The organism is Streptomyces himastatinicus ATCC 53653 (genome assembly GCF_000158915.1).
Lineage (GTDB): Bacteria > Actinomycetota > Actinomycetes > Streptomycetales > Streptomycetaceae > Streptomyces > Streptomyces himastatinicus.
In genome coordinates this window covers 2,533,379-2,551,710 of record NZ_GG657754.1, presented here as the reverse complement: position 1 = coordinate 2,551,710, position 18,332 = coordinate 2,533,379, and the positions used below count along the sequence as shown (strand labels likewise).

Below are 18,332 nucleotides of genomic sequence, written 5' to 3'. Positions count from 1 at the left end.
TCAGGGCGCCCTCTGCCCGGTCGGCGCCGCGGACCGGGCGGCGGCCGCCGAGCGCGAGGCCGCGGCCCCCGGGGAGTGAGCCCGCGATGGGTGAACTGCTCGCCCTCACCTCCGCGCTGTGCTTCGGCACCACCCATTTCCTCAGCGGTCTGGTCGCCCGCCGCCACCACGGCGTGACGGTCGCCGCCTGCGCCCAGACGGGCGGTACGGCGGTGAGTCTGGTCCCCGTACTCCTCACCCACGCCGCCCCCGCCCCGCCCTCGGCCCTGGCATGGGGCGCCCTGTCGGGGGTGGGCACGGGCGTGGGGGTGGCCTGCCTGTACTGGGCGATGAACACCGGCCCGATGAGCGTGGTCGTCCCGGTCAGCGACATCACGGCCGTCGGTGTCCCGGTGGCCGCCGGGATCGCCCTGCTGGGCGACCGCCCCACGCCCACGGCCCTGACCGGCATCGCCCTGGCGCTCCCGGCCCTCTGGCTGATCTCCCGCGACGGCACCGGTCACACGGGCGGTGATCACCACACCGCGTCCCTCGTCACCGCCCTCGTCGCGGGGCTCGGCCTCGCGGTGCAGTTCTTCGCGCTCGCCCGCGTTCCCGCCGACGCCGGGTGGTGGCCGGTGGTGGTCAGCCGCGTGCTGTCGGTGGCCGTCATCCTGGCGCTGCTCCCGGCGGTGGGCGCGTCCGTGCGGCTGCCCGGGCGGGCCGCCGCCACGGCGGCCGCCGCGGGGGCGCTCGGCACGCTGGCCACCGTCCTCTATCTGCTGGCCACCCGGGAGCAGTTGCTGTCGATCGCGGTCGTGCTCTCCGCGCTCTACCCGGCGGTGCCGGTGCTGCTGGCGCTGACGGTGCTGCGGGAGCGGATCACCCGGCCGCAGGCGGCCGGGCTGCTGGGCGCGGGGGCGGCCCTCGCGCTCATCGCCCTCGGCTGACCCGCCGCGGTCATCCTCACCCCAGGACCAGCACCAGCTCGCCGATCTCCCGCCTCCGCGCCGCCGCGAACGCCCACTCCTCGCGGGTCACCCGGAACCCGCACTTCTCCAGCACCCGCAGCGAGCCCGCGTTGTCCGCGGCGACCCGTGCGTACAGCGGGCGCAGCGGCACCTCCTCCAGGAACGCGGCCAGCGCGCGGGTGGCGATCCCCTTGCCCCAGTGCTCGCGCCCGATCCAGTAGCCGACGGACGGATCGCCGTACTGCTCGAACCCCAGCACGTTCCCGGCCACCCGCCCGTCGTACAGCACCGTCCGCTTGACCACGGTGTCGTCGCCGAGGAGCCGGTCCCAGCGCTGGTCGAAGGCGACCCGGTCGTCCGGGTCCTCGGCGGTGAAGGCCGCCATCCGGTTGGCTTCGACGTCCCGGTGGTAGTCGAAGAAGACCGCGAGGTCGTCCCGGTCCACCGCACGCAGCCGCACCCTGGGTCCGCTCATCGGGAGTCCTTCGTGGATACCCCGGCCTTCAGGCCGGGGAGGAAGCGAAGCTCCTGCGGAGCAGGGCAGGGCGTGTACAACAAGGCGCTGGAGGACCGCACCCGGGCTTGGTACGGCGAGCAGCGCCGCCTCTCCTACGTGCAGTCGTCCGCCGCGCTGACGGAGTGGAAGAAGACCGAGGGACTCGCCTTCCTGACGGAGGTGTCCTCCGTCCCGCTCCAGCAGGCGCTGCGGCACCTGCAGGCGGCGTTCGGGAACTTCTTCGCCAAGCGCGCGAAGTACCCTCGGTACAAGAGCCGGAAGAGGTCCCGGGCGTCGGCCGAGTACACCCGCAGCGCCTTCACGTGGCGCGACGGGCGACTGACGCTCGCCAAGATGGCCCGGCCTCTCGATATCCGCTGGTCGCGTCCCCTCCCCGAGGGGGCGGAGCCGACGACGGTGACCGTCTCCCGTGACAGCGCCAGGCGCTGGTTCGTCTCGATGCTGTGCGAGGACACCATCGCCCCCGCGCCCGCCACTGGCGCGGCGGTCGGTCTGGATGCCGGGATCACCTCCCTGGTGACGCTGTCCACCGGGGAGAAGATCGCTAATCCCCGACACGAGCGCCGCGACCGCGAGCGGCTCGCGAAGGCGCAGCGGGAGCTGTCCCGCAAGGCGAAGGGCTCCAGCAACCGGGCCAAGGCCCGGGTGAAGGTCGCCCGTGTCCACGCCCGGATCGCCGATCGGCGCCGGGACTTCCTGCACAAGCTGTCGACCCGGCTCGTCCGTGAGAACCAAACGGTCGTGATCGAGGACCTCACCGTCCGCAACCTGCTGAAGAACGGCACGCTTGCACGCGCCATCTCGGATGCGGCCTGGACGGACCTGCGCATGATGCTGGAGTACAAGTGCGCCTGGTACGGGCGCGAACTCGTGACGATCGACCGCTGGTTCCCCAGCTCGAAGCTGTGCGGGGCCTGCGGCACGGTCCGCGAGAAGCTGCCGCTGAACGTCCGGGAGTGGACGTGCGACTGCGGCGCGGTGCATGACCGCGATGTGAACGCGGCGCGCAATATTTTGGCCGCCGGGCTGGCGGCGTCTGCCTGTGGAGGCGGTGTAAGACCTCAACGGGAGTCCTCCCGGACGGGGCGGTCGTCGGTGAAGCAGGAACCCCAGCGGGCGACCGCTGGAATCCCCCGCCTTTAGGCGGGGGAGGAAGTCAAGTCCTCAGTCTGCGCCGGGGGGCCGTTGTCCCGGCCCGGCACGCCGAAAATGCTCGCGCGGGTCGTCACAGCCAGAAGGCCGCCGCGGTCTTTACTTATGACTCATGTCGAGCAGTGAACCGAGCAGGAAACCACGATCCGAAGCGTGGAAGAACGCACTGACCACGCTTCAGACAGCAAAGCCGCCCTTCATCCCGGAGGGCGCGGAGGCGATGACCGTCCTCATCGAATATCCCCCGGGTGACCCGGGAACCCCTCCGCACCGGCACTCCGGTCCCGCATTCGGATACATGCTCGAAGGTGAAATGCTCTTCGAGCTGGAAGGCGAGCCGGAGCGTGTGATCAAGGCCGGAGAGACGTTCTGGGAGCCGGGCGGCGATGTCATCCACTATCAGGACGGGAACAACCGAACGGATTCCTGGAGCCGTTTCCTCGTGACGATGATGTGCGCGCCGGGGCAGCCCATGCTGACCCTGGTGGACGACGAGGAACTGGCCCAGCGCAAGGACCGACGCGCTCCGCGCTCCACCTGATGTAACGACATGAAGGGTGACCATGAAGATCGCAGTTCTCGGCGGTACCGGCCTCATCGGATCGAAGGTCGTGAAAAATCTGAAGGCGAGCGGCCATGAGGCCGTGCCCTGTTCGCCCTCCACGGGGGTCGACATCATCACCGGAAAGGGGTTGGAAGAGGCACTGGCCGGTGCCGACGTCGTGGTCAATCTGACCAATTCGCCGACCTTCGACGACGCCTCCGCGGCGTTCTTCCAGACCTCGATGGACAACCTTCTGGCCACCGCCGGTAAGGCCGGGGTGCGGCACGCCGTCATCTTGTCGATCGTCGGCGCGGAACTGGTGCCCGAACTCGACTACTACCGGGCCAAGGTGCTCCAGGAGGACATTCTGAAGGCCGGGCCGATCCCGTATTCGATCGTCCGCGCCACCCAGTTCATGGAGTTCATCGACGCGGTCCTGTCCTGGACCACCGACGGCGACACCGTCCGGCTGCCCGCGACGCCGATCCAGCCGATCGCCGCGCAGGACGTCGCCGACGCCGTCGCCGAAGTCGCCGTCGGCACCCCGCTGAACGGCACCCGCGACATCGGCGGGCCCGATGTCTTCACCCTCGATGAACTCGGCCGGGTCACCCTGGACGCGCGCTCCGACAGCCGCACCGTCGTCCTGGACGACACCGCCGGGATGTTCGCCGCCGTCCACGGCGATGTCCTCACCACCAAGGGGGACGCCCGCCTCGCCCCCACCCACTACACCGAGTGGCTCTCCTGAGCCGGGCCGCCCGGTGACGCGTACGAGGTGAAGTGGTCCCGCGCGCGGCGGAGGCCGTCGGGCCGGAAGAAGTCGGCGAGGTTCGCGGCCGAGAGGGCGGCCGCGGTCTCGCCGCGCGGGAACAGGGCCGTCTCGTACGCGGTGAGCGCCGTCTCCAGGTCGTCGTGGGAGGTGATGGCCCGGGCGAGTCGGGCGCCGTCGAGCATGGCGAGGTTGGCGCCCGCACCGGCGAACGGGGACATCAGGTGGGCGGCGTCGCCCAGGAGGGTGACGCCGGGCACCCGGTCCCAGCGGTGCCCGACGGGCAGCGCGTGGAGCGGCCGGGGCGCGAGGGGGATGTCGCTGTCGGCGATCAGCGCGCGCAGCGCGCGGTCCCAGTCGGGGAAGAGGTCCAGGACCCGCTTCGCGGCGACGGCCTCCGTACCGGCCCACCCCCGCGGGACCTTGACGGTGCTGTAGACGCGGATGCGCTCCCCGCCGATGCGCTGCGCGATCACCCCCTTCTCGTCCCCGAGGGCGAACATCGTGCCGTGGCCGACGAGTTGGGCGAGGGCGCGGTGCCGGGTGTCGACGTCCTCCAGCTGTCCGTCCAGCAACGTCACCCCGGAGTAGACCGGCCGGGCGTCGGACAGCACCGGCCGGATCCGCGACCAGGCCCCGTCGGCGCCGACGACCAGATCCGCCGCCACGGTCTCGCCGTCGGCCAGGGTGAGCGTGGGGCGCCCGGCGGGAGAGGCGGCGACCGTACGTACGCCGCGTCCCCAGCGGACCGTGCCCCTCGGCAGCGAGTCCAGCAGCAGCCCCCGCAGCGCGTACCGGTCGATCTCGGGGCGGTCGCCGCCGCCGTCCGGGGCGGGTTCGTGGAGCAGGACGGCTCCGTCCTTGGCGAGCAGGCGCAGCTCTCCGCCCTCGGGGCGGCTGAGTTCCCGGAAGTCGTCGAGCAGCCCGGCGGCGGTCAGCGCCCACTGGCCGGACGCCTCGTCCAGGTCCAGCGTGCCGCCCTGGTCGCGGGCGGTCGGCGAGGCGTCCCGTTCGTAGACGGCCGCGGCGATGCCGTGGGTGTGGAGGACGCGCGCCAGCGTCAGCCCGCCGAGCCCTCCTCCGACGATCGCGATGCTGGGTGCGGACGTACCGCTGGACCTACCGGTGGACATGGGGCGCCTCCCCGGCGATGTGGTGCCTGTCGTGCCGGACGGGAGGAGCGTAGGCGGACGAACATGTTCGTGGCAAACGCATTCGTTACGAACATGTTCGCACCCGGTTAGCATGAGTCCATGACAGCGAACTCCGCCGCGCGCCAGAGCCGCCGTGAACGTCCGGCGAAACCAGCCCTGACCCGGGACGGGATCATCGCGACCGCGGTCGACCTCATGCGGGCCGAGGGCCTGGAACGCGTCACCATGCGCCGCCTGGCACAGGAGTTGGACACCGGGCCCGCCTCGCTCTACGTCTACGTCCGCAACACCGCCGAGTTGCACGCGGCGGTCCTCGACGAACTGCTCGCCGGGGTCGACCTGAGCCCGGTCACCGCCGAGGGCGACTGGCGCGAGCGGCTGGTGCGGGTCCTCATGTCGTACACGGACCTGCTGTTCGCGTACCCCGGCCTCGCCCGCTCGGCCGTGGCCGCGCGCCCCTTCGGCACGTACTTCCTGAACCTCACGGAGGGGGTGCTGGCGCTGCTGCACGAGGGCGGGGTCGCGCCGGACCGGGCGGCGTGGCTGGTCGACGTGCTGCTCCAGTTCGGCACCGCGACCGCCGCCGAGCACGCCTGGCGGGGCCCGGACGAGGACGGCCACAACGAGGAGGACTGGGAGGCGCTGGCCGCCGGGCTGATGGGCGCCTCGGAGCGGACGCATCCGCGCATCGCCGCGCTGGGTCCGCGGCTGCTCTCCGGATCTCCCCAGGAGCGGCTGGTGTGGGGCTTCCATGTGCTGATCAACGGTGTGGCGCACACCCCGGTGCCGGACGTCCCGACGCCGCTGTAGGCGCGCCGTGGACATGCCGCACCGGCCGCCGTGCCGGGCGGCCGGTGCGACGTACGGCCGGTGCGGCGTACGGACCTACTTGACCCAGTAGCGGACATTGCGGAAGCGGGCCTCGGCCTTGCCCGAACCATGGTGGTAGACGCCGTTCTTGAAGTAGCGGGTGGCCTCTCCGCGGTCGTCGGCGGTCAGCACCAGCTTGTCGTCGGCGTAGACCTGGATCGTTCCGGCGCTCGCGTCATGGGCGACCTTCAGGTTCCACCAGGTGTTGTAGATCCCGGTCTTGATGGTCTCGTTCGTATAGCGCTTGAGCGTGCCGCCGTTCGCGCTGGACGCCCGGAACATGATGTCGGTCGCGGGGGTCCCGGACGGGCGCTTGGTGCGCAGGATCTGCATGATGTCCGCGCCGTTGGTGCCGGACGGGACGTACACATCGGCGTCCCACATCTGCTTGCCCGAGGTGTAGTCGTTCTTCCAGCGCATCTCGGTGCGCGGATTGGTCGAACTGCCTTCCTCGAAGGGCTCGTCGGAGGCGTTCACCCACATGGTGTGGGTCTTGGTGCCGGAGTTGTAGCTGTAGCGCTCGCTGAGATCCAGGTTGTACGGCTTCTGCATGCTGTACGTGTACGACTTCTGCGTCCATCCGTCCGTCGGGTCGGCCGCCGTCGCCCCGTGTGCGGTCGCCGTCCCCGTCAGCGCGGCCATGAGCGTGCCGACGGCGACGCCCACTCTGACCCTCATGCGTAACGCGGGCATGTGCCCACCTCCAGTCGTCATGGTCCAGTCGTCATGGTCCGGACCAGGCGTCAACGTAGGCCAGAGGCAATGACGTGTCCATATCAATGAACGGAGTTCTTCGCTTTCCCAGATTCCGTTCAGGGATGTGACCCGACTCGGGGTCCGACTCAGGGGTGCGCCCCGACCAGCTGCTCGCACCAGATGGTCTTGCCCGTGTGGGTGTGCCGGGTGCCCCAGCGCTGGGTGAGCTGGGCGACCAGCAGCAGCCCGCGGCCGCCCTCGTCGGAGAGGCGGGCCCGGCGCATATGGGGCGCGGTGCTGCTGGCGTCGGACACCTCGCAGATCAGCGTCCGGTCGCGGATCAGCCGCAGCTGAATGGGGCCCTCCGCGTGCCGGATGGCGTTGGTGACCAGCTCGCTGACCACCAGCTCCGTGATGTACGACGCGTCCGCGAGACCCCAGGCGTCGAGCCGGCGCGACGCCCACGACCGGGCCGACGCCACGGTGACCGGGTCGGCCGCCAGATCCCGTACGGCGAACCGGTCCGTGCCCAGGGCCCGGGTGCGGGCGATGAGGAGCGCGGCGTCGTCGGCGGGGTGGTCCGGCAGCAGATCGCCGAGCACGTGGTCGCACAGCGCGTCGAGGGAGGGCGCGCGGTGGGTGAGCGTCTGGCACAACTCCGCCAGCGCGCCGTCCAGTTCGCGTTCCGGTTCGCGGAAGCCGAGCAGCCCGTCGGTGTAGAGCGCGAGCAGACTGCCCGGCGGCAGCTCCACCTCCACCGCCTCGAACGGCAGCCCGCCCAGGCCCAGCGGGGGACCGGCGGGCAGATCGAGCAGCCGCGCCTCGCCGTCCGGGGTGACCACCGCGGGCGGCGGATGCCCGGCCAGGGCCACGGAACAGGTGCGGGCGACCGGGTCGTAGACCGCGTACGTACAGGTGGCGCCGAGGATGGCGGGCTCGCCTCCGTCGCCGCCTCCCGCCTCCGCTTCCGATTCCGTTCCGGTTTCCGTCTCCGCCGCGAGCCGGATCACCACATCGTCCAGATGCGTCAGCAGCTCGTCCGGCGGCAGATCGACATCCGCCAGCGTACGGACCGCCGTGCGCAGCCGTCCCATGGTGGCCGCCGCGCTGATGCCATGGCCGACGACATCGCCCACCACCAGGGCGACCCGCGCCCCGGACAGCGGAATCACATCGAACCAGTCGCCCGCCAGCCCCGAGCGGCCGCCCGCGGGCAGATAGCGGGACGCGGTCTCGACCGCCGCCTGCGCCGGAGTGCCCCGGGGCAGCAGGCTCTGCTGGAGGCTGAGCGCGGCGGTGCGCTCGCGGTCGAAGCGGCGCGCGTTGTCCAGACAGATCGCGGCCCGCGCCACCAGCTCCTCGGCCAGCAGCTGATCGTCCTCCGTGAACGGGTCCTTGGTCCGCCGGTAGAACATGGTGATGCCCAGCGTCATCCCGCGCGCCCGCACCGGCACCCCCATGATCGACTGGAATCCGTACTCCCGGAACTTCTCCGCCCGGGCGGGGTCCCGCGCCAGCCAGTCCCGCATGTCCCGGTCCGTGACCCGGTGCCGGGCCGACCGGCCCGTGGCCATGCAGCGCACGGCGGGCGTGTACGGCGGGTAGAAGTCCACCTCGCCCGGCTGCCGCACCGCCTCCGGCGCCCCCTCGATGATCGACTGGTTCGCCGCCCGGCGCAGCGCCACCACCCCCGTGAACGGACCCGGCTCATCGCCCCTGAGCAGCGTCTCCAGCAGATCGACGGTGACCCAGTCGGCGAGCCGCGGAACCGCCGCGTCGGCGAGTTCCCGCGCGGTGCGCATCACGTCCAGGGTGCTGCCCGATCCGCGTACTCGCCTTCGTTCAACAGGGTCAAGCCGCTCCCCGGGACCGATCTGCTGGTTCACGTCGGCGAACGTCGTACCAAGCGAGCGTTCTCCCCGTCCGCGCCCCGCAAGGCGAGGCGAGGCCAGGAACACCGGCGTCCCGGTCCGGATTCGCGGGCAGGCGCCCCCCGGCATTCTCCCGCTGAAACGCGGTCTCGCCCGTCTCCAGCACCCGCCGCAGCCGCTGCTCCCACGCCGCCGCGTCCGGCCCCGTCAGCACCTCCGGCAGCCGCAGCCCCTTGCGGTCGGCCTCCGAGATCCCCGACATCCGCGTCATGGCGGCGTTCTGCCGGATGCACTTGAGATCGGTGTCGTACATGGTCACGGCCACGGGGGAGACGGAGAACAGCCAGTCCACGACCGCCCGCTCCACCTCCTGCGGCAGCGGCCGCGGCCCCGCGGCGCCACCGTCCTCGATCGACGCCACCAGCACCCACGGCCCCCGCGCGGCGCGATCCATCAGCCGGTGCCCCACCCCGCGCACCCGCACCACCCGGCCATCGGCACACCGCACCGACAGCCACCCCAGCCAGTCGTCCCGCTCCGGCGGCCCGTCCCAGAACGGCGCCCCGCCCTCGGGCACGAGCAACTCCCCGGCCCGCCGCCCCACGGCGTCCTCCGCGGTATGCCCCAGCGCCCGTTCGGCACCGCGGTTCCAGCCCGTGACGATGCCGGACTCGTCGACCGTGATCACGGCGGTCCGCGGGGCCTCGGCGTTCATGCGCCCATCTCCTCCTTACCGAGCATGCACCCGCCGCCAGGGCCGTTCAAACGAGCGGACGAGGCGGCGGTCACGCTGCGGAGGCGGGCGGCTTCGCTGAGCGGTCGGTTCGAGCCATGCCCCGCGTGCCGGCGGCGAAGGCTGCCCATCCCATCCGTTCGCTGGACGACCTCGCCGCCGACAGGGCTGTGGCAACCGGCCTGGTACGGGCCCGAATCGGCACGCTTCGACCGGGAACTTCTCATCCAGCGCACCTAGTTGCCCGCAGAAAGCGGAATGTTAGGGTCCAGTGCGGGCGAAGATCATTTTCTTGCGCCCCGACAGTTGCGATCTGTCGTTCCTTCTCCCGCTCTCATGGATGGATGGCGCCTTCATGTCTTTGCCGTTCGACCCGCCCCCTGCCGACCAGGACGGCCGGCAGCCGCAGCAGAGCCTGGCCACGGCTGCCGCGCGGAACCTGGCGAGTACGACGAAGACCCCTCCGCAGATGCAGGGCCTCTCCTCGCGGTGGCTGCTGCGCCTGCTGCCGTGGGTGCAGGTCTCCGGAGGGGCGTACCGGGTGAACCGCCGGCTCACCCACACCCTCGGCGACGGCCGGGTCGAGTTCGTCGCCACCGGCACGGACGTCCGGGTCATCCCCGCCGAGCTGCGTGAGCTGCCGCCGCTGCGCGACTTCGCGGACGAGGAGGTTCTGGGCGCGCTGGCGGAGCGGTTCGAGCAGCGGGAGGTGGCCGCCGGCGAGACCATCGTGGAGGCGGGCAGCCCGGCCGACGAGGTCGTTCTCATCGCGCACGGCAAGAGCAACAAGCTGGGCACCGGCAAGTACGGCGATCCGACCGTCCTCGGTGTGCTCGCGGACGGGGACTACGTCGGCGAGGGGCTGCTGACCGGCTCGGCCGGCGAGTGGGAGGTCACGGTGCGCGCGGTGACGACGTGCACCGTCCTGAGCCTGTCCCGGGCGGCGTTCGAGGAGATCCAGGGCCGCTCGGAAGGACTGCGCACGCACCTGGAGGCGCTCGGCTCCGCCGCTCGCCCGCCGCAGAACAAGCAGGGGGAGGCCGCCATCGACCTGGCCTCCGGACACGAGGGCGAGTGGACCCTGCCCGGCACCTTCGTCGACTACGAGCTCAGCCCCCGCGAGTACGAGCTGAGCGTTGCCCAGACCGTGCTCCGCGTGCACAGCCGCGTCGCCGACCTCTACAACGACCCCATGAACCAGGTGGAGCAGCAGCTCCGTCTCACGGTCGAGGCACTGCGCGAGCGCCAGGAACACGAGCTCGTCAACAGCCGTGACTTCGGTCTCCTCCACAACGCCGACCTGAAGCAGCGCATCCGTACGCACAGTGGCCCGCCCACTCCCGACGACCTCGACGAGCTGATTTCGCGGCGCCGCAAGACCCAGTTCCTGCTTGCCCACCCGAAGGCGATCGCGGCCTTCGGCCGGGAGTGCAACAAGCGCGGGCTCTACCCGCAGGGCGGGGAGCTGGAGGGCCACCAGGTGCCGGCCTGGCGCGGCATCCCGATCCTGCCCTGCAACAAGATCCCGGTCAGCTCCGCCGGCACCAGCTCCATCCTGGCCATGCGAACGGGCGAGGAGGACCAGGGCGTCGTCGGCCTTCACCAGACCGGCATCCCCGACGAGATCGAGCCCGGCCTCAACGCCCGCTTCATGGGCATCGACGAGAAGGCGATCATCTCCTACCTGGTCAGTACCTACTACTCCGCGGCGGTTCTCGTCCCGGACGCGCTCGGCATCCTCGAAGACGTCGAGATCGGCCACTACGGGAACTAGAGAGTGCCAGGCGGATCAGGATGCGCGCCCCGAAGGGCAGCCGGCGAACGCGGCGGGGCGCGCCCAGCACCCCGCCCCGGCGTGATCCGCCGGACACGGCTGAAACGCACGCTTCGCATTCAGGAAAGGGCCGGGCACCCGTGACACAGCCTTTTGAACTGCCGGACTTCTACATGCCGCATCCGGCGCGCCTGAGCCCTCATCTGGAGGAGGCGCGGCGGCACTCGAAGCGGTGGGCCCGTGAGATGGGCATGCTCGAAGGCTCGGGGGTCTGGGAGGAGCGGGACCTCGACGCGCACGACTACGCCCTGCTGTGCGCCTACACCCACCCCGACGCGTCCGGCCCGGCCCTTTCCCTGGTGACCGACTGGTACGTGTGGGTCTTCTTCTTCGACGACCACTTCCTCGAGGAATTCAAGTACACGAACGACCGGGAGGGCGCCAAGGCGTACCTGGACCGGCTGCCGCTCTTCATGCCGACCGACCCGGCCACGGCCGTCCCCGAGCCGGTGAACCCGGTCGAGGCCGGTCTGGCCGACCTGTGGACCCGTACGGTGCCGAGCATGTCGGCGGGCTGGCGGGCACGGTTCGCGGAGAGTACCGAGAACCTCCTCAACGAGTCGTTGTGGGAGCTGTCGAACATCAACGCCCACCGCATTCCCAACCCCGTCGAGTACATCGAGATGCGCCGCAAGGTCGGCGGTGCCCCCTGGTCGGCGGGGCTCGTGGAGTACGCGATCGGGGCCGAGGTGCCCGCGCCGGTCGCCGCGTCACGCCCGTTGCAGGTGCTGCGGGACAGCTTCTCCGACGCCGTGCACCTGCGGAACGACCTCTTCTCGTACCAGCGCGAGGTCGAGGAGGAGGGAGAGAACAGCAACGGCGTGCTGGTCCTGGAGACCTTCCTCGGCTGCGCCACCCAGGAGGCCGCCGACGCCGTCAACGACCTGCTCACCTCCCGCCTCCAGCAGTTCGAGAACACCGTCTTCACCGAACTCCCGCCGCTGTTCGCCGAGACCGGCCTGAGCCCGGACCAGTGCGCGGCCGTCCTCGCCTACGTCAAGGGGCTACAGGACTGGCAGTCGGGCGGCCACGAGTGGCACATGCGGTCCAGCCGCTACATGAACGGGAGCGGGTCGGAGGGGAGTCCGGCCCCGTCGGGACTCGGCGGGTTCTCGCTCCTGCTGAGCGGGCCGACCGGGCTGGGCACCTCGGCGGCGCGGATCGGGCTGACGACCACCCGCCGGGCCGAGTCCGGCCGGCTGCGGAGCTTCACCCACGTCCCGCATCAGCGCGTGGGGCCCTCGCAACTGCCCGATTTCTTCATGCCGTTCACCACCCGGCTCAGCCCGCACCTGGACGGCGCCCGGCGGAACGCGGTCGAGTGGGGGCGCCGCATGGGCATGCTCGAAGCCCAGCCCGGCATCCCCGGCTCGCACATCTGGACCGCGCGCAAGCTCGCCGGTTTCGACTTCCCCCTGTGCGCGGCCGGCATCCACCCCGACGCCACCCCCGATCAGCTCGACATCACCTCCGGCTGGCTGACCTGGGGCACGTACGGGGACGACTACTTCCCCGTCGTCTTCGGCCGCACCCGGGACCTGGCCGGGGCGAAGGCCGCCAACCAGCGGCTCTCGTCCTTCATGCCGGTGGACGGCTCCGCGCCGCCCGCCCCCGCCAACGCGCTGGAGCGCGGCTTGGCCGATCTCTGGACCCGCACCGCCGGCCCGATGACCCCGCAGGCCCGCCGTACCTTCCGCACGGCCATCGAGGACATGACCTCCAGCTGGCTGTGGGAACTGGCCAACCAGGCCCACCACCGCATCCCCGACCCCGTCGACTACATCGAGATGCGCCGGATGACCTTCGGCTCGGACCTCACCATGAGCCTGTGCCGACTGGCCCACGGGCAGCAGGTCCCACCCGAGATCTACCGCAGCGGCCCGTTGCGCTCCCTGGAGAACGCCGCCGCCGACTACGCCTGCCTCCTCAACGACGTCTTCTCCTACCAGAAGGAGATCGAGTACGAAGGCGAGGTGCACAACGGTGTCCTGGTCGTCCAGAACTTCTTCAACTGCGATTACCCGACCGCCCTCGGCATCGTCCACGACCTGATGACCTCCCGGATGCGCCAGTTCCAGCACGTCGCGCGGCACGAACTCCCCGTCGTCTACGACGACTTCAAGCTGGGATCGGACGCCCGCCGCATCCTGGACGGCTACGTGCGCGAGCTGGAGAACTGGCTGTCGGGCATCCTCACCTGGCACCAGGGCTGCCGCCGCTACAAGGAGGACGACCTGCGCCGCGACCTCCCCGGCCGCCCCCACCGCCGCCTCGACATCCCCACCGGCCTGGGAACCTCGGCCGCCCACCTCCCCCGGCTCACGGGACGGCGGTGACGCCTCGGACTGCGCATTCTCGGCACGGAGTAGGGTCCGACCGAGTCGGCGTTGGCCGGGTACCGCTGCCGGTCGGCCGGGCCGGGGGTCAGACTGCGGGGCAGAGCGTGTCCTTCGCGGGCATCGTGCCCTCGACCAGGTAGCGCGTGGTGGTGTTCAGCGCGCAGGAGTTGTCGCCGAGGACGTAGGCGCCGTGGCCGCCGTCGTCGACACTGAGCAGCCGGGATCGGGCCGCGAACTTCTGGCGCAGCATCTTCCCGCCGTCATGCGGTGTCGCCGGGTCGCGCAGGTTCTGTACGAGCAGCACGTTCCGCGGTCCGTCGTCGTTGACCGCGACCGGCGGTTCGGCCGGGGCGTACGGCCAGAAGGCGCAGGGCGTGACGTTGGCGGTGGCGGCGCCGAACAGCGGGTAGCGCCCGCGGTCCTCGGCGACGCCGCGCCGATAAGTGTCGACGTTCGTGGGCCACTTGATGTCGTTGCAGGTCACGGCGAGGAACACCGACAGGGAGTTGTCGAATGAGGCCGGCACCTCGTCTGCGGTGGCGTTCTGCGACAGCGGGCGGCGGGCCGCCGTGCCGTTGCCACCAGCCAGCGCCTGCCACTGCTGAGCCAGCTTGGGGTACTGCGTCCTCTTGAACAGATTGCCGAAGGTGTACTGCCGCAACAGGCTGCCGTCGAAGCCCCCCACCGGAGCCTTGTCGAGTCGCTCGGCGAGGGTGAAGAAGGTCCTGCGGACCTGCGCGGGAGTGCGGCCCAGGCCGTAGCTGTCGTGCCGTGCGGCCGCCCACGTCGCGAAGTCGGGGAACGACTGCTCCATCCCGAGGGCGTAGCGGCGCAGGCCGTCGCGGTCGAGGTGGGTGTCACCGATGTTGCTGTCGAGCACGATCCGGTCGGAGCGCTCGGGGAACATCGACGCGTAGGCGGCGCCCAGCGCCGTGCCGTAGGAGTAGCCCAGGTAGCTGGTCTTCTCCTCGCCGAGCGCGGCCCGGATACGGTCCAGGTCGCGGGCGGTGTTCGCCGTGGTCACGTGGCGCAGCAGACCGTCGCGGTCATGGCGCGCGCACTGCTGGGCCACCTGCTCGGCGACCTTCGCCCGTTCGGTGACCGCCGCGTCGTCGGCCGCGTAGGGCGGAGCAGATCCTGCGCGCCCTGGACGCGGAACTCGCGGCGAGCATCGAACGCCAGCAGCGGATGCGACAGGAACTGGCGGAGATCCTGGACAACCGGGCCGCGATCGACCTGCCGGTGGACTTGAAGACACCCGCCGACGGCCTGCCGGAGGCGCAGCGGTCCTTCCTGGTGGCGGAACGCCTCGTGCCCGTGGTCCGCCAACAGCAGCAGGACCACCCGATCCTGCGCGATCTGGAAGCGTCCTCCCGCCGGGAAGGGGCGGTCGCCCAGTCGGTTCTCGCGCACGCATTGGTCGAGTTCTGCAACGAGGCCCATATCGACGTGCTGCAACGGGTGCACGCGTTGCTTGCGGAGGACGACGCGGAGGAGTGCCGCAGGTAGGGTCGCTGCTGTTTGCCGCTGCCGATTGAAACAGGTTTCATGTCCGATTCCCTCGCTCTTTGGATCTTCTCGCTGGCCCTCACCCTGGCCGGAACCTTCATCGGCATAGTGATGTACCGCCAAATCCATGAGCGTCGCACTCTGCTCAGGACGGGCGCGAGTGCGGAGGGTGTGGTGACCGACCTTGAGCCGACCCAGCTGAAGGGACACGGATCGGAAGGTGGGGTCACCATCCGGAGCTACGGGACCACCGCGTACTACCCGGTCATCTCCTAGACCACAGCCGACGACCAGCCCATGGAGACCAGGTTCAACACGGCCCGCCCCCGTGAGCAGACCTTTGCCATCGGCACCGAGGTCGAGGTCCGCTACGACCCGGCGGATCCCTCCAGCTGGACGCTCCCGGCGGAGAGCAACAACATCTTGTGGATCTTCACCGCGATGGGGGCGGTCTTCGCGTCAGCCGGGCTGGGGCTCTTCTTCTGGGCGCTGTTCTCGCTGCTGCGCTGAGCGGTCTGGCGGACCGTCGGGGTCGTGATCAAAGCTAGATGCCGTGGACGGAGTTACGGACAGCACGGTTCTCGCCCTGATCGGCGTTCTGCTGGGGACGGCGGGGACCCTCGTAGGGCAGCACCTGGCGAACCGCGTCGAGGTGCAGCGCGACCATCGGCACCGCGCGGACGTGGCGCGGTCGGAGCGCAAGGAGGCCATATCGGGGTTCTTAAAGGCGGTGCAGCGGGTCGAGTTGGTCCTGGACCGCCGAAAGCTCGGTATGCCGACCCTCGACGACCCCGAGGATGTGAAGCTGCATGATTTGTGGCTGGCGACGAAGGCCGTCGAGCTGGTGTGTTCCACCGATGCCGCCCAGGCCGCCCACGACTACACCAAGGAGCTGCACGCGCTGATGCGCAGCGAGCGGGGGCGGTCGCCGGTCAAGCGGGAGCGGCGCGAGGCGTTCGTGGAGGTGGCCCGCGAGGAGCTGGAGAGCGGTCGCGCCCGGATCAGGCGGTGAATCTCTAATGATCTCCCTGATCTTCGGCGTGGACAATGCGAACCGAGGTGGCCGACCTCCCCCCACACGGCTGCCGAGGAGGATGCATGACGTCCGCCCAGCCTCTGACGTATCCCTTCCAGGCCGAGAAGCTGAACCTGGCCCCGCTGTACGCCCAGTTGCGCCACGAGGAGCCGCTCGCGTGGGTCCAACTCCCGTACGGCGAACCGGGGTGGCTGGCCACGCGCTACGAGGACGCCCGGCTCGTCCTCGGCGACCCCCGGTTCAGCCGGGCGGCCTCCGTCGGCCGCGACTCCCCGCGCGTACGGCCGTACGCGCCCGGCCCTGGAACGATCAGCACGTTCGACCCGCCGGAGCACAGCCGGTTGCGCCGCCTGGTGACGAAGGCGTTCACCGTGCGCCAGATCGACCGGCTGCGGCCGCGCGTACAGCAGCTCTCCGACGACCTGGTCGACGCGATACGGGCGGAGGGGGCCTCTGCCGACCTCGTCGAGGACTTCGCCCTGCCGCTGCCGATCACGGTCATCTGCGAGCTGCTGGGCGTGCCGTTCGAGGACCGGGCCGACTTCCGCCTGTGGTCCGAGGCGTTCCTCTCCACGACGAAGTACACGCTGGAGGAGATCAAGGGCTACCGGGCCCTGCTGCGCGACTACATGGCCGGTCTCGCCGAACAGCGGCGCACCGCCCCGCAGGACGATCTGCTCAGCTCCCTCGTCGCCGCGCGGGAGAATGACGACCGGCTGTCCGAGGACGAACTGCTCTCGCTGTCCGAGGCGATCCTCATCGCCGGTCACGAGACCACCGCCACGCAGCTCGGGAACTTCTTCTACGTCCTGCTCACCCAGCCCGACCACCTCGCCGCCCTGCGCGCGGACCTCTCCCTCGTCCCGCAGGCGGTCGAGGAGCTACTGCGCTTCACCCCGCTCGGCTCCGGCAGCATGCAGCCCCGGTACGCGCTCGAAGACATCGAGCTGGGCGGGGTGACCGTACGGGCCGGTGAGCCGGTCGTCGTCGCCATCAACTCGGCCAACCGCGACGAAGGCGTCTTCACCGACTCCGACCACCTCGACCTGCGCCGCCGCGAGGCCACCCACCTCGGCTTCGGCCACGGCCCCCACCACTGCCTGGGCGCTCCACTGGCCCGCATGGAACTCCAGATCGCTCTGCGGACGCTGCTGGAACGCCTGCCGGGACTGCGGCTCGCCGACGCCGAGCGGGACGTGGAGTGGAAGGTGGGCGTGTCCACGCGCGGCGTGCGGAGGTTGCCGGTTACCTGGGAGGCGTGAGGGTCGTCAGGAATGTCGACCAGGCGTGGGCGGGTATCTGAAGGTTCGGCCCGTCGGGGACCTTGGAGTCCCGGACGTGGACGGTGACGGGGGTCCGGGCGACCTCGACGCATTGGCCGCCGCTGGAGTCGCTGTAGCTGGACTTGTGCCAGTCGAGGGCGACCTCGACGCAGTCGCCGCCGCCGGAGTCGCTGTAGCTGCTCTTGAACCACACGAGTCTGCTCATAGCTCACCCATCAACTGCTCGATGAAGCATACGGATTCGTCCGGCCCGAGAGCCTGGGACCTGATCATGGCATAGCGCCGGGCGAGAACACCCACCTCGTCCGGCTTGGACAACAGCATGCTCTTCCCGTTGCTCTCCATGTAGGCCATGGGCGTGTCGTCATGCGTCTCGATTAACGTCATCGGTCCTTGCAGTCCCGCGTGCCCTGCGCGACTCATCGGCATCACCTGGATGACGATGTTGGGACGTGCGGCGCACTCGATGAGGTACGCATACTGGGCGCGCATGACCTCGGGTCCGCCGATCTGCCGCCGCAGCGCTGCTTCCTCCAGGATGACGCTGACCACGGCTCCTGGCTTTCGGTCAAGGAGCGCCTTGCGATCCATCCGAGCCTCGGTCAGATCGGCGATCTCTTGTTCCTCAAGCGGCGGAAAGGCATGCACCAGAACCTCGCGGGCGTACTCCTTGGTCTGCAACAGACCGTCGATCAGCTGCGTGCAGTACGACGACACGCTGACCGCCTCCTGCTCCAGCTGTACGAAGCCCTGGAAGTGCACCGGGTACCGGTCCAGCCGCAGGAACCCGATGGCCGCCCTCAGCAACCCGCTCGCGTCCAGCGCCTTCTCGGCCGCTTCGATGAACTCGTCCGTCGGCGGCTTCGCACACGTCTCCACCGCGCTCACGGCCGAGCCGGTGTAGTTCATCAGCTTGCCCAGCTCATCCTGCGTCAACCCCGCGTGCTCGCGCAGAATCCGCAGCACAGCGGCGAAGTACTGCACGGTCGGCGGTGCAGCGTCCTTCTTCTTGGCCTGTGGCATCCCAACCACCCCTCAACGCGGCTCAACGCCAATCAACGTCCGTTCGACC

At 70.4% G+C, this 18,332-nt stretch carries 19 protein-coding genes and 1 pseudogene; 12 read left to right on the top strand and 8 right to left on the bottom strand.

Features of this window, described 5'->3' with window-relative positions; all coding sequences use genetic code 11:
* The first annotated feature begins 86 nt into the window (after positions 1–86).
* The gene (locus SSOG_RS10130) at positions 87–929 is read left to right on the top strand and encodes an EamA family transporter (RefSeq protein WP_009714117.1); all 843 of its coding nucleotides are present in this window, start codon (positions 87–89) and stop codon (positions 927–929) included.
* Positions 930–945: 16 nt separating this feature from the next.
* Here SSOG_RS10130 and SSOG_RS10125 read toward each other — a convergent pair whose 3' ends face one another.
* Positions 946–1,425 carry a GNAT family N-acetyltransferase gene (locus tag SSOG_RS10125; RefSeq protein WP_009714116.1) on the bottom strand — a complete coding sequence of 160 codons (480 nt, stop codon included), beginning with the start codon at positions 1,423–1,425 and terminating at the stop codon, positions 946–948.
* 12 nt (positions 1,426–1,437) lie between these two features.
* On the opposite strand from SSOG_RS10125, the gene SSOG_RS10120 reads away from it, so the two are divergent.
* From SSOG_RS10120 to SSOG_RS10110, 3 genes are all read left to right on the top strand, one after another.
* Complete coding sequence (locus SSOG_RS10120) at positions 1,438–2,610, top strand: RNA-guided endonuclease InsQ/TnpB family protein (protein WP_009714115.1); 1,173 nt, start codon at positions 1,438–1,440, stop codon at positions 2,608–2,610.
* Between the two features lie 121 nt (positions 2,611–2,731).
* A complete protein-coding gene (locus SSOG_RS10115; RefSeq protein WP_009714114.1) occupies positions 2,732–3,160 on the top strand; it encodes a cupin domain-containing protein in 429 nt (142 codons plus the stop codon).
* A 22-nt stretch (positions 3,161–3,182) separates the two neighbouring features.
* Positions 3,183–3,914 carry an SDR family oxidoreductase gene (locus tag SSOG_RS10110; protein WP_009714113.1) on the top strand — a complete coding sequence of 244 codons (732 nt, stop codon included), beginning with the start codon at positions 3,183–3,185 and terminating at the stop codon, positions 3,912–3,914.
* Here SSOG_RS10110 and SSOG_RS10105 read toward each other — a convergent pair.
* Positions 3,893–5,068, bottom strand: coding sequence for an FAD-dependent oxidoreductase (locus SSOG_RS10105; protein ID WP_009714112.1), 1,176 nt, complete (start codon positions 5,066–5,068; stop codon positions 3,893–3,895). The two genes, SSOG_RS10110 and SSOG_RS10105, sit on opposite strands and share 22 nt — an antisense overlap.
* A 120-nt stretch (positions 5,069–5,188) precedes the next feature.
* Between SSOG_RS10105 and SSOG_RS10100 the strand changes: the two genes are divergently transcribed.
* Complete coding sequence (locus SSOG_RS10100) at positions 5,189–5,899, top strand: TetR/AcrR family transcriptional regulator (RefSeq protein ID WP_009714111.1); 711 nt, start codon at positions 5,189–5,191, stop codon at positions 5,897–5,899.
* A gap of 75 nt (positions 5,900–5,974) precedes the next feature.
* Here SSOG_RS10100 and SSOG_RS10095 read toward each other — a convergent pair whose 3' ends face one another.
* The 3 genes from SSOG_RS10095 to SSOG_RS52295 form a co-directional block, all read right to left on the bottom strand.
* Positions 5,975–6,652 carry a polysaccharide lyase family 7 protein gene (locus SSOG_RS10095; RefSeq protein WP_039937087.1) on the bottom strand — a complete coding sequence of 226 codons (678 nt, stop codon included), beginning with the start codon at positions 6,650–6,652 and terminating at the stop codon, positions 5,975–5,977.
* A gap of 149 nt (positions 6,653–6,801) precedes the next feature.
* Positions 6,802–8,457, bottom strand: a complete 1,656-nt coding sequence (locus tag SSOG_RS10090) for an ATP-binding SpoIIE family protein phosphatase (RefSeq protein WP_167542436.1) — start codon at positions 8,455–8,457, stop codon at positions 6,802–6,804.
* Between the two features lie 49 nt (positions 8,458–8,506).
* Entirely contained in the window at positions 8,507–9,241 is a 735-nt protein-coding gene (locus tag SSOG_RS52295; RefSeq protein ID WP_039937086.1) for a PAS domain-containing protein, read from the bottom strand.
* Positions 9,242–9,614: 373 nt separating this feature from the next.
* Here SSOG_RS52295 and SSOG_RS10080 point away from each other — a divergent pair, with 373 nt between their 5' ends.
* Positions 9,615–11,033, top strand: coding sequence for a family 2B encapsulin nanocompartment shell protein (locus SSOG_RS10080; protein ID WP_039937083.1), 1,419 nt, complete (start codon positions 9,615–9,617; stop codon positions 11,031–11,033).
* A 140-nt stretch (positions 11,034–11,173) separates the two neighbouring features.
* Positions 11,174–13,429: a family 2 encapsulin nanocompartment cargo protein terpene cyclase gene (locus SSOG_RS10075; RefSeq protein WP_009714107.1), complete on the top strand. Its 2,256-nt coding sequence runs from the start codon at positions 11,174–11,176 to the stop codon at positions 13,427–13,429.
* A gap of 88 nt (positions 13,430–13,517) precedes the next feature.
* Here SSOG_RS10075 and SSOG_RS10070 read toward each other — a convergent pair.
* A pseudogene (locus SSOG_RS10070) lies at positions 13,518–14,564 on the bottom strand (alpha/beta hydrolase); the annotation flags it as partial.
* A gap of 56 nt (positions 14,565–14,620) precedes the next feature.
* Between SSOG_RS10070 and SSOG_RS55825 the strand changes: the two are divergent.
* The 5 genes from SSOG_RS55825 to SSOG_RS10045 all read left to right on the top strand — a co-directional run bounded on the left by SSOG_RS55825 (position 14,621) and on the right by SSOG_RS10045 (position 17,239).
* Positions 14,621–14,941 (top strand): hypothetical protein, encoded by a 321-nt coding sequence (locus SSOG_RS55825; RefSeq protein WP_245606264.1) that lies wholly within the window; start codon positions 14,621–14,623, stop codon positions 14,939–14,941.
* Positions 14,942–14,980: 39 nt separating this feature from the next.
* Positions 14,981–15,217 (top strand): hypothetical protein, encoded by a 237-nt coding sequence (locus SSOG_RS10060; RefSeq protein ID WP_009714105.1) that lies wholly within the window; start codon positions 14,981–14,983, stop codon positions 15,215–15,217.
* Positions 15,218–15,238: 21 nt separating this feature from the next.
* A complete protein-coding gene (locus SSOG_RS10055) occupies positions 15,239–15,451 on the top strand; it encodes a DUF3592 domain-containing protein (protein WP_039937078.1) in 213 nt (70 codons plus the stop codon).
* A gap of 43 nt (positions 15,452–15,494) precedes the next feature.
* Complete coding sequence (locus SSOG_RS10050; RefSeq protein ID WP_009714104.1) at positions 15,495–15,953, top strand: hypothetical protein; 459 nt, start codon at positions 15,495–15,497, stop codon at positions 15,951–15,953.
* Positions 15,954–16,039: 86 nt separating this feature from the next.
* On the top strand, positions 16,040–17,239 hold the full coding sequence (locus SSOG_RS10045) for a cytochrome P450 (protein ID WP_009714103.1): 1,200 nt from the start codon (positions 16,040–16,042) through the stop codon (positions 17,237–17,239).
* Here SSOG_RS10045 and SSOG_RS10040 read toward each other — a convergent pair.
* Together SSOG_RS10040 and SSOG_RS10035 are read right to left on the bottom strand one after the other, a co-directional pair.
* The gene (locus SSOG_RS10040; protein ID WP_009714102.1) at positions 17,223–17,465 is read right to left on the bottom strand and encodes a DUF397 domain-containing protein; all 243 of its coding nucleotides are present in this window, start codon (positions 17,463–17,465) and stop codon (positions 17,223–17,225) included. The two genes, SSOG_RS10045 and SSOG_RS10040, sit on opposite strands and share 17 nt — an antisense overlap.
* The gene (locus SSOG_RS10035) at positions 17,462–18,283 is read right to left on the bottom strand and encodes a helix-turn-helix domain-containing protein (RefSeq protein ID WP_039937077.1); all 822 of its coding nucleotides are present in this window, start codon (positions 18,281–18,283) and stop codon (positions 17,462–17,464) included. Before SSOG_RS10035 ends, SSOG_RS10040 begins: the two co-directional genes overlap by 4 nt.
* Positions 18,284–18,332: the final 49 nt, after the last annotated feature.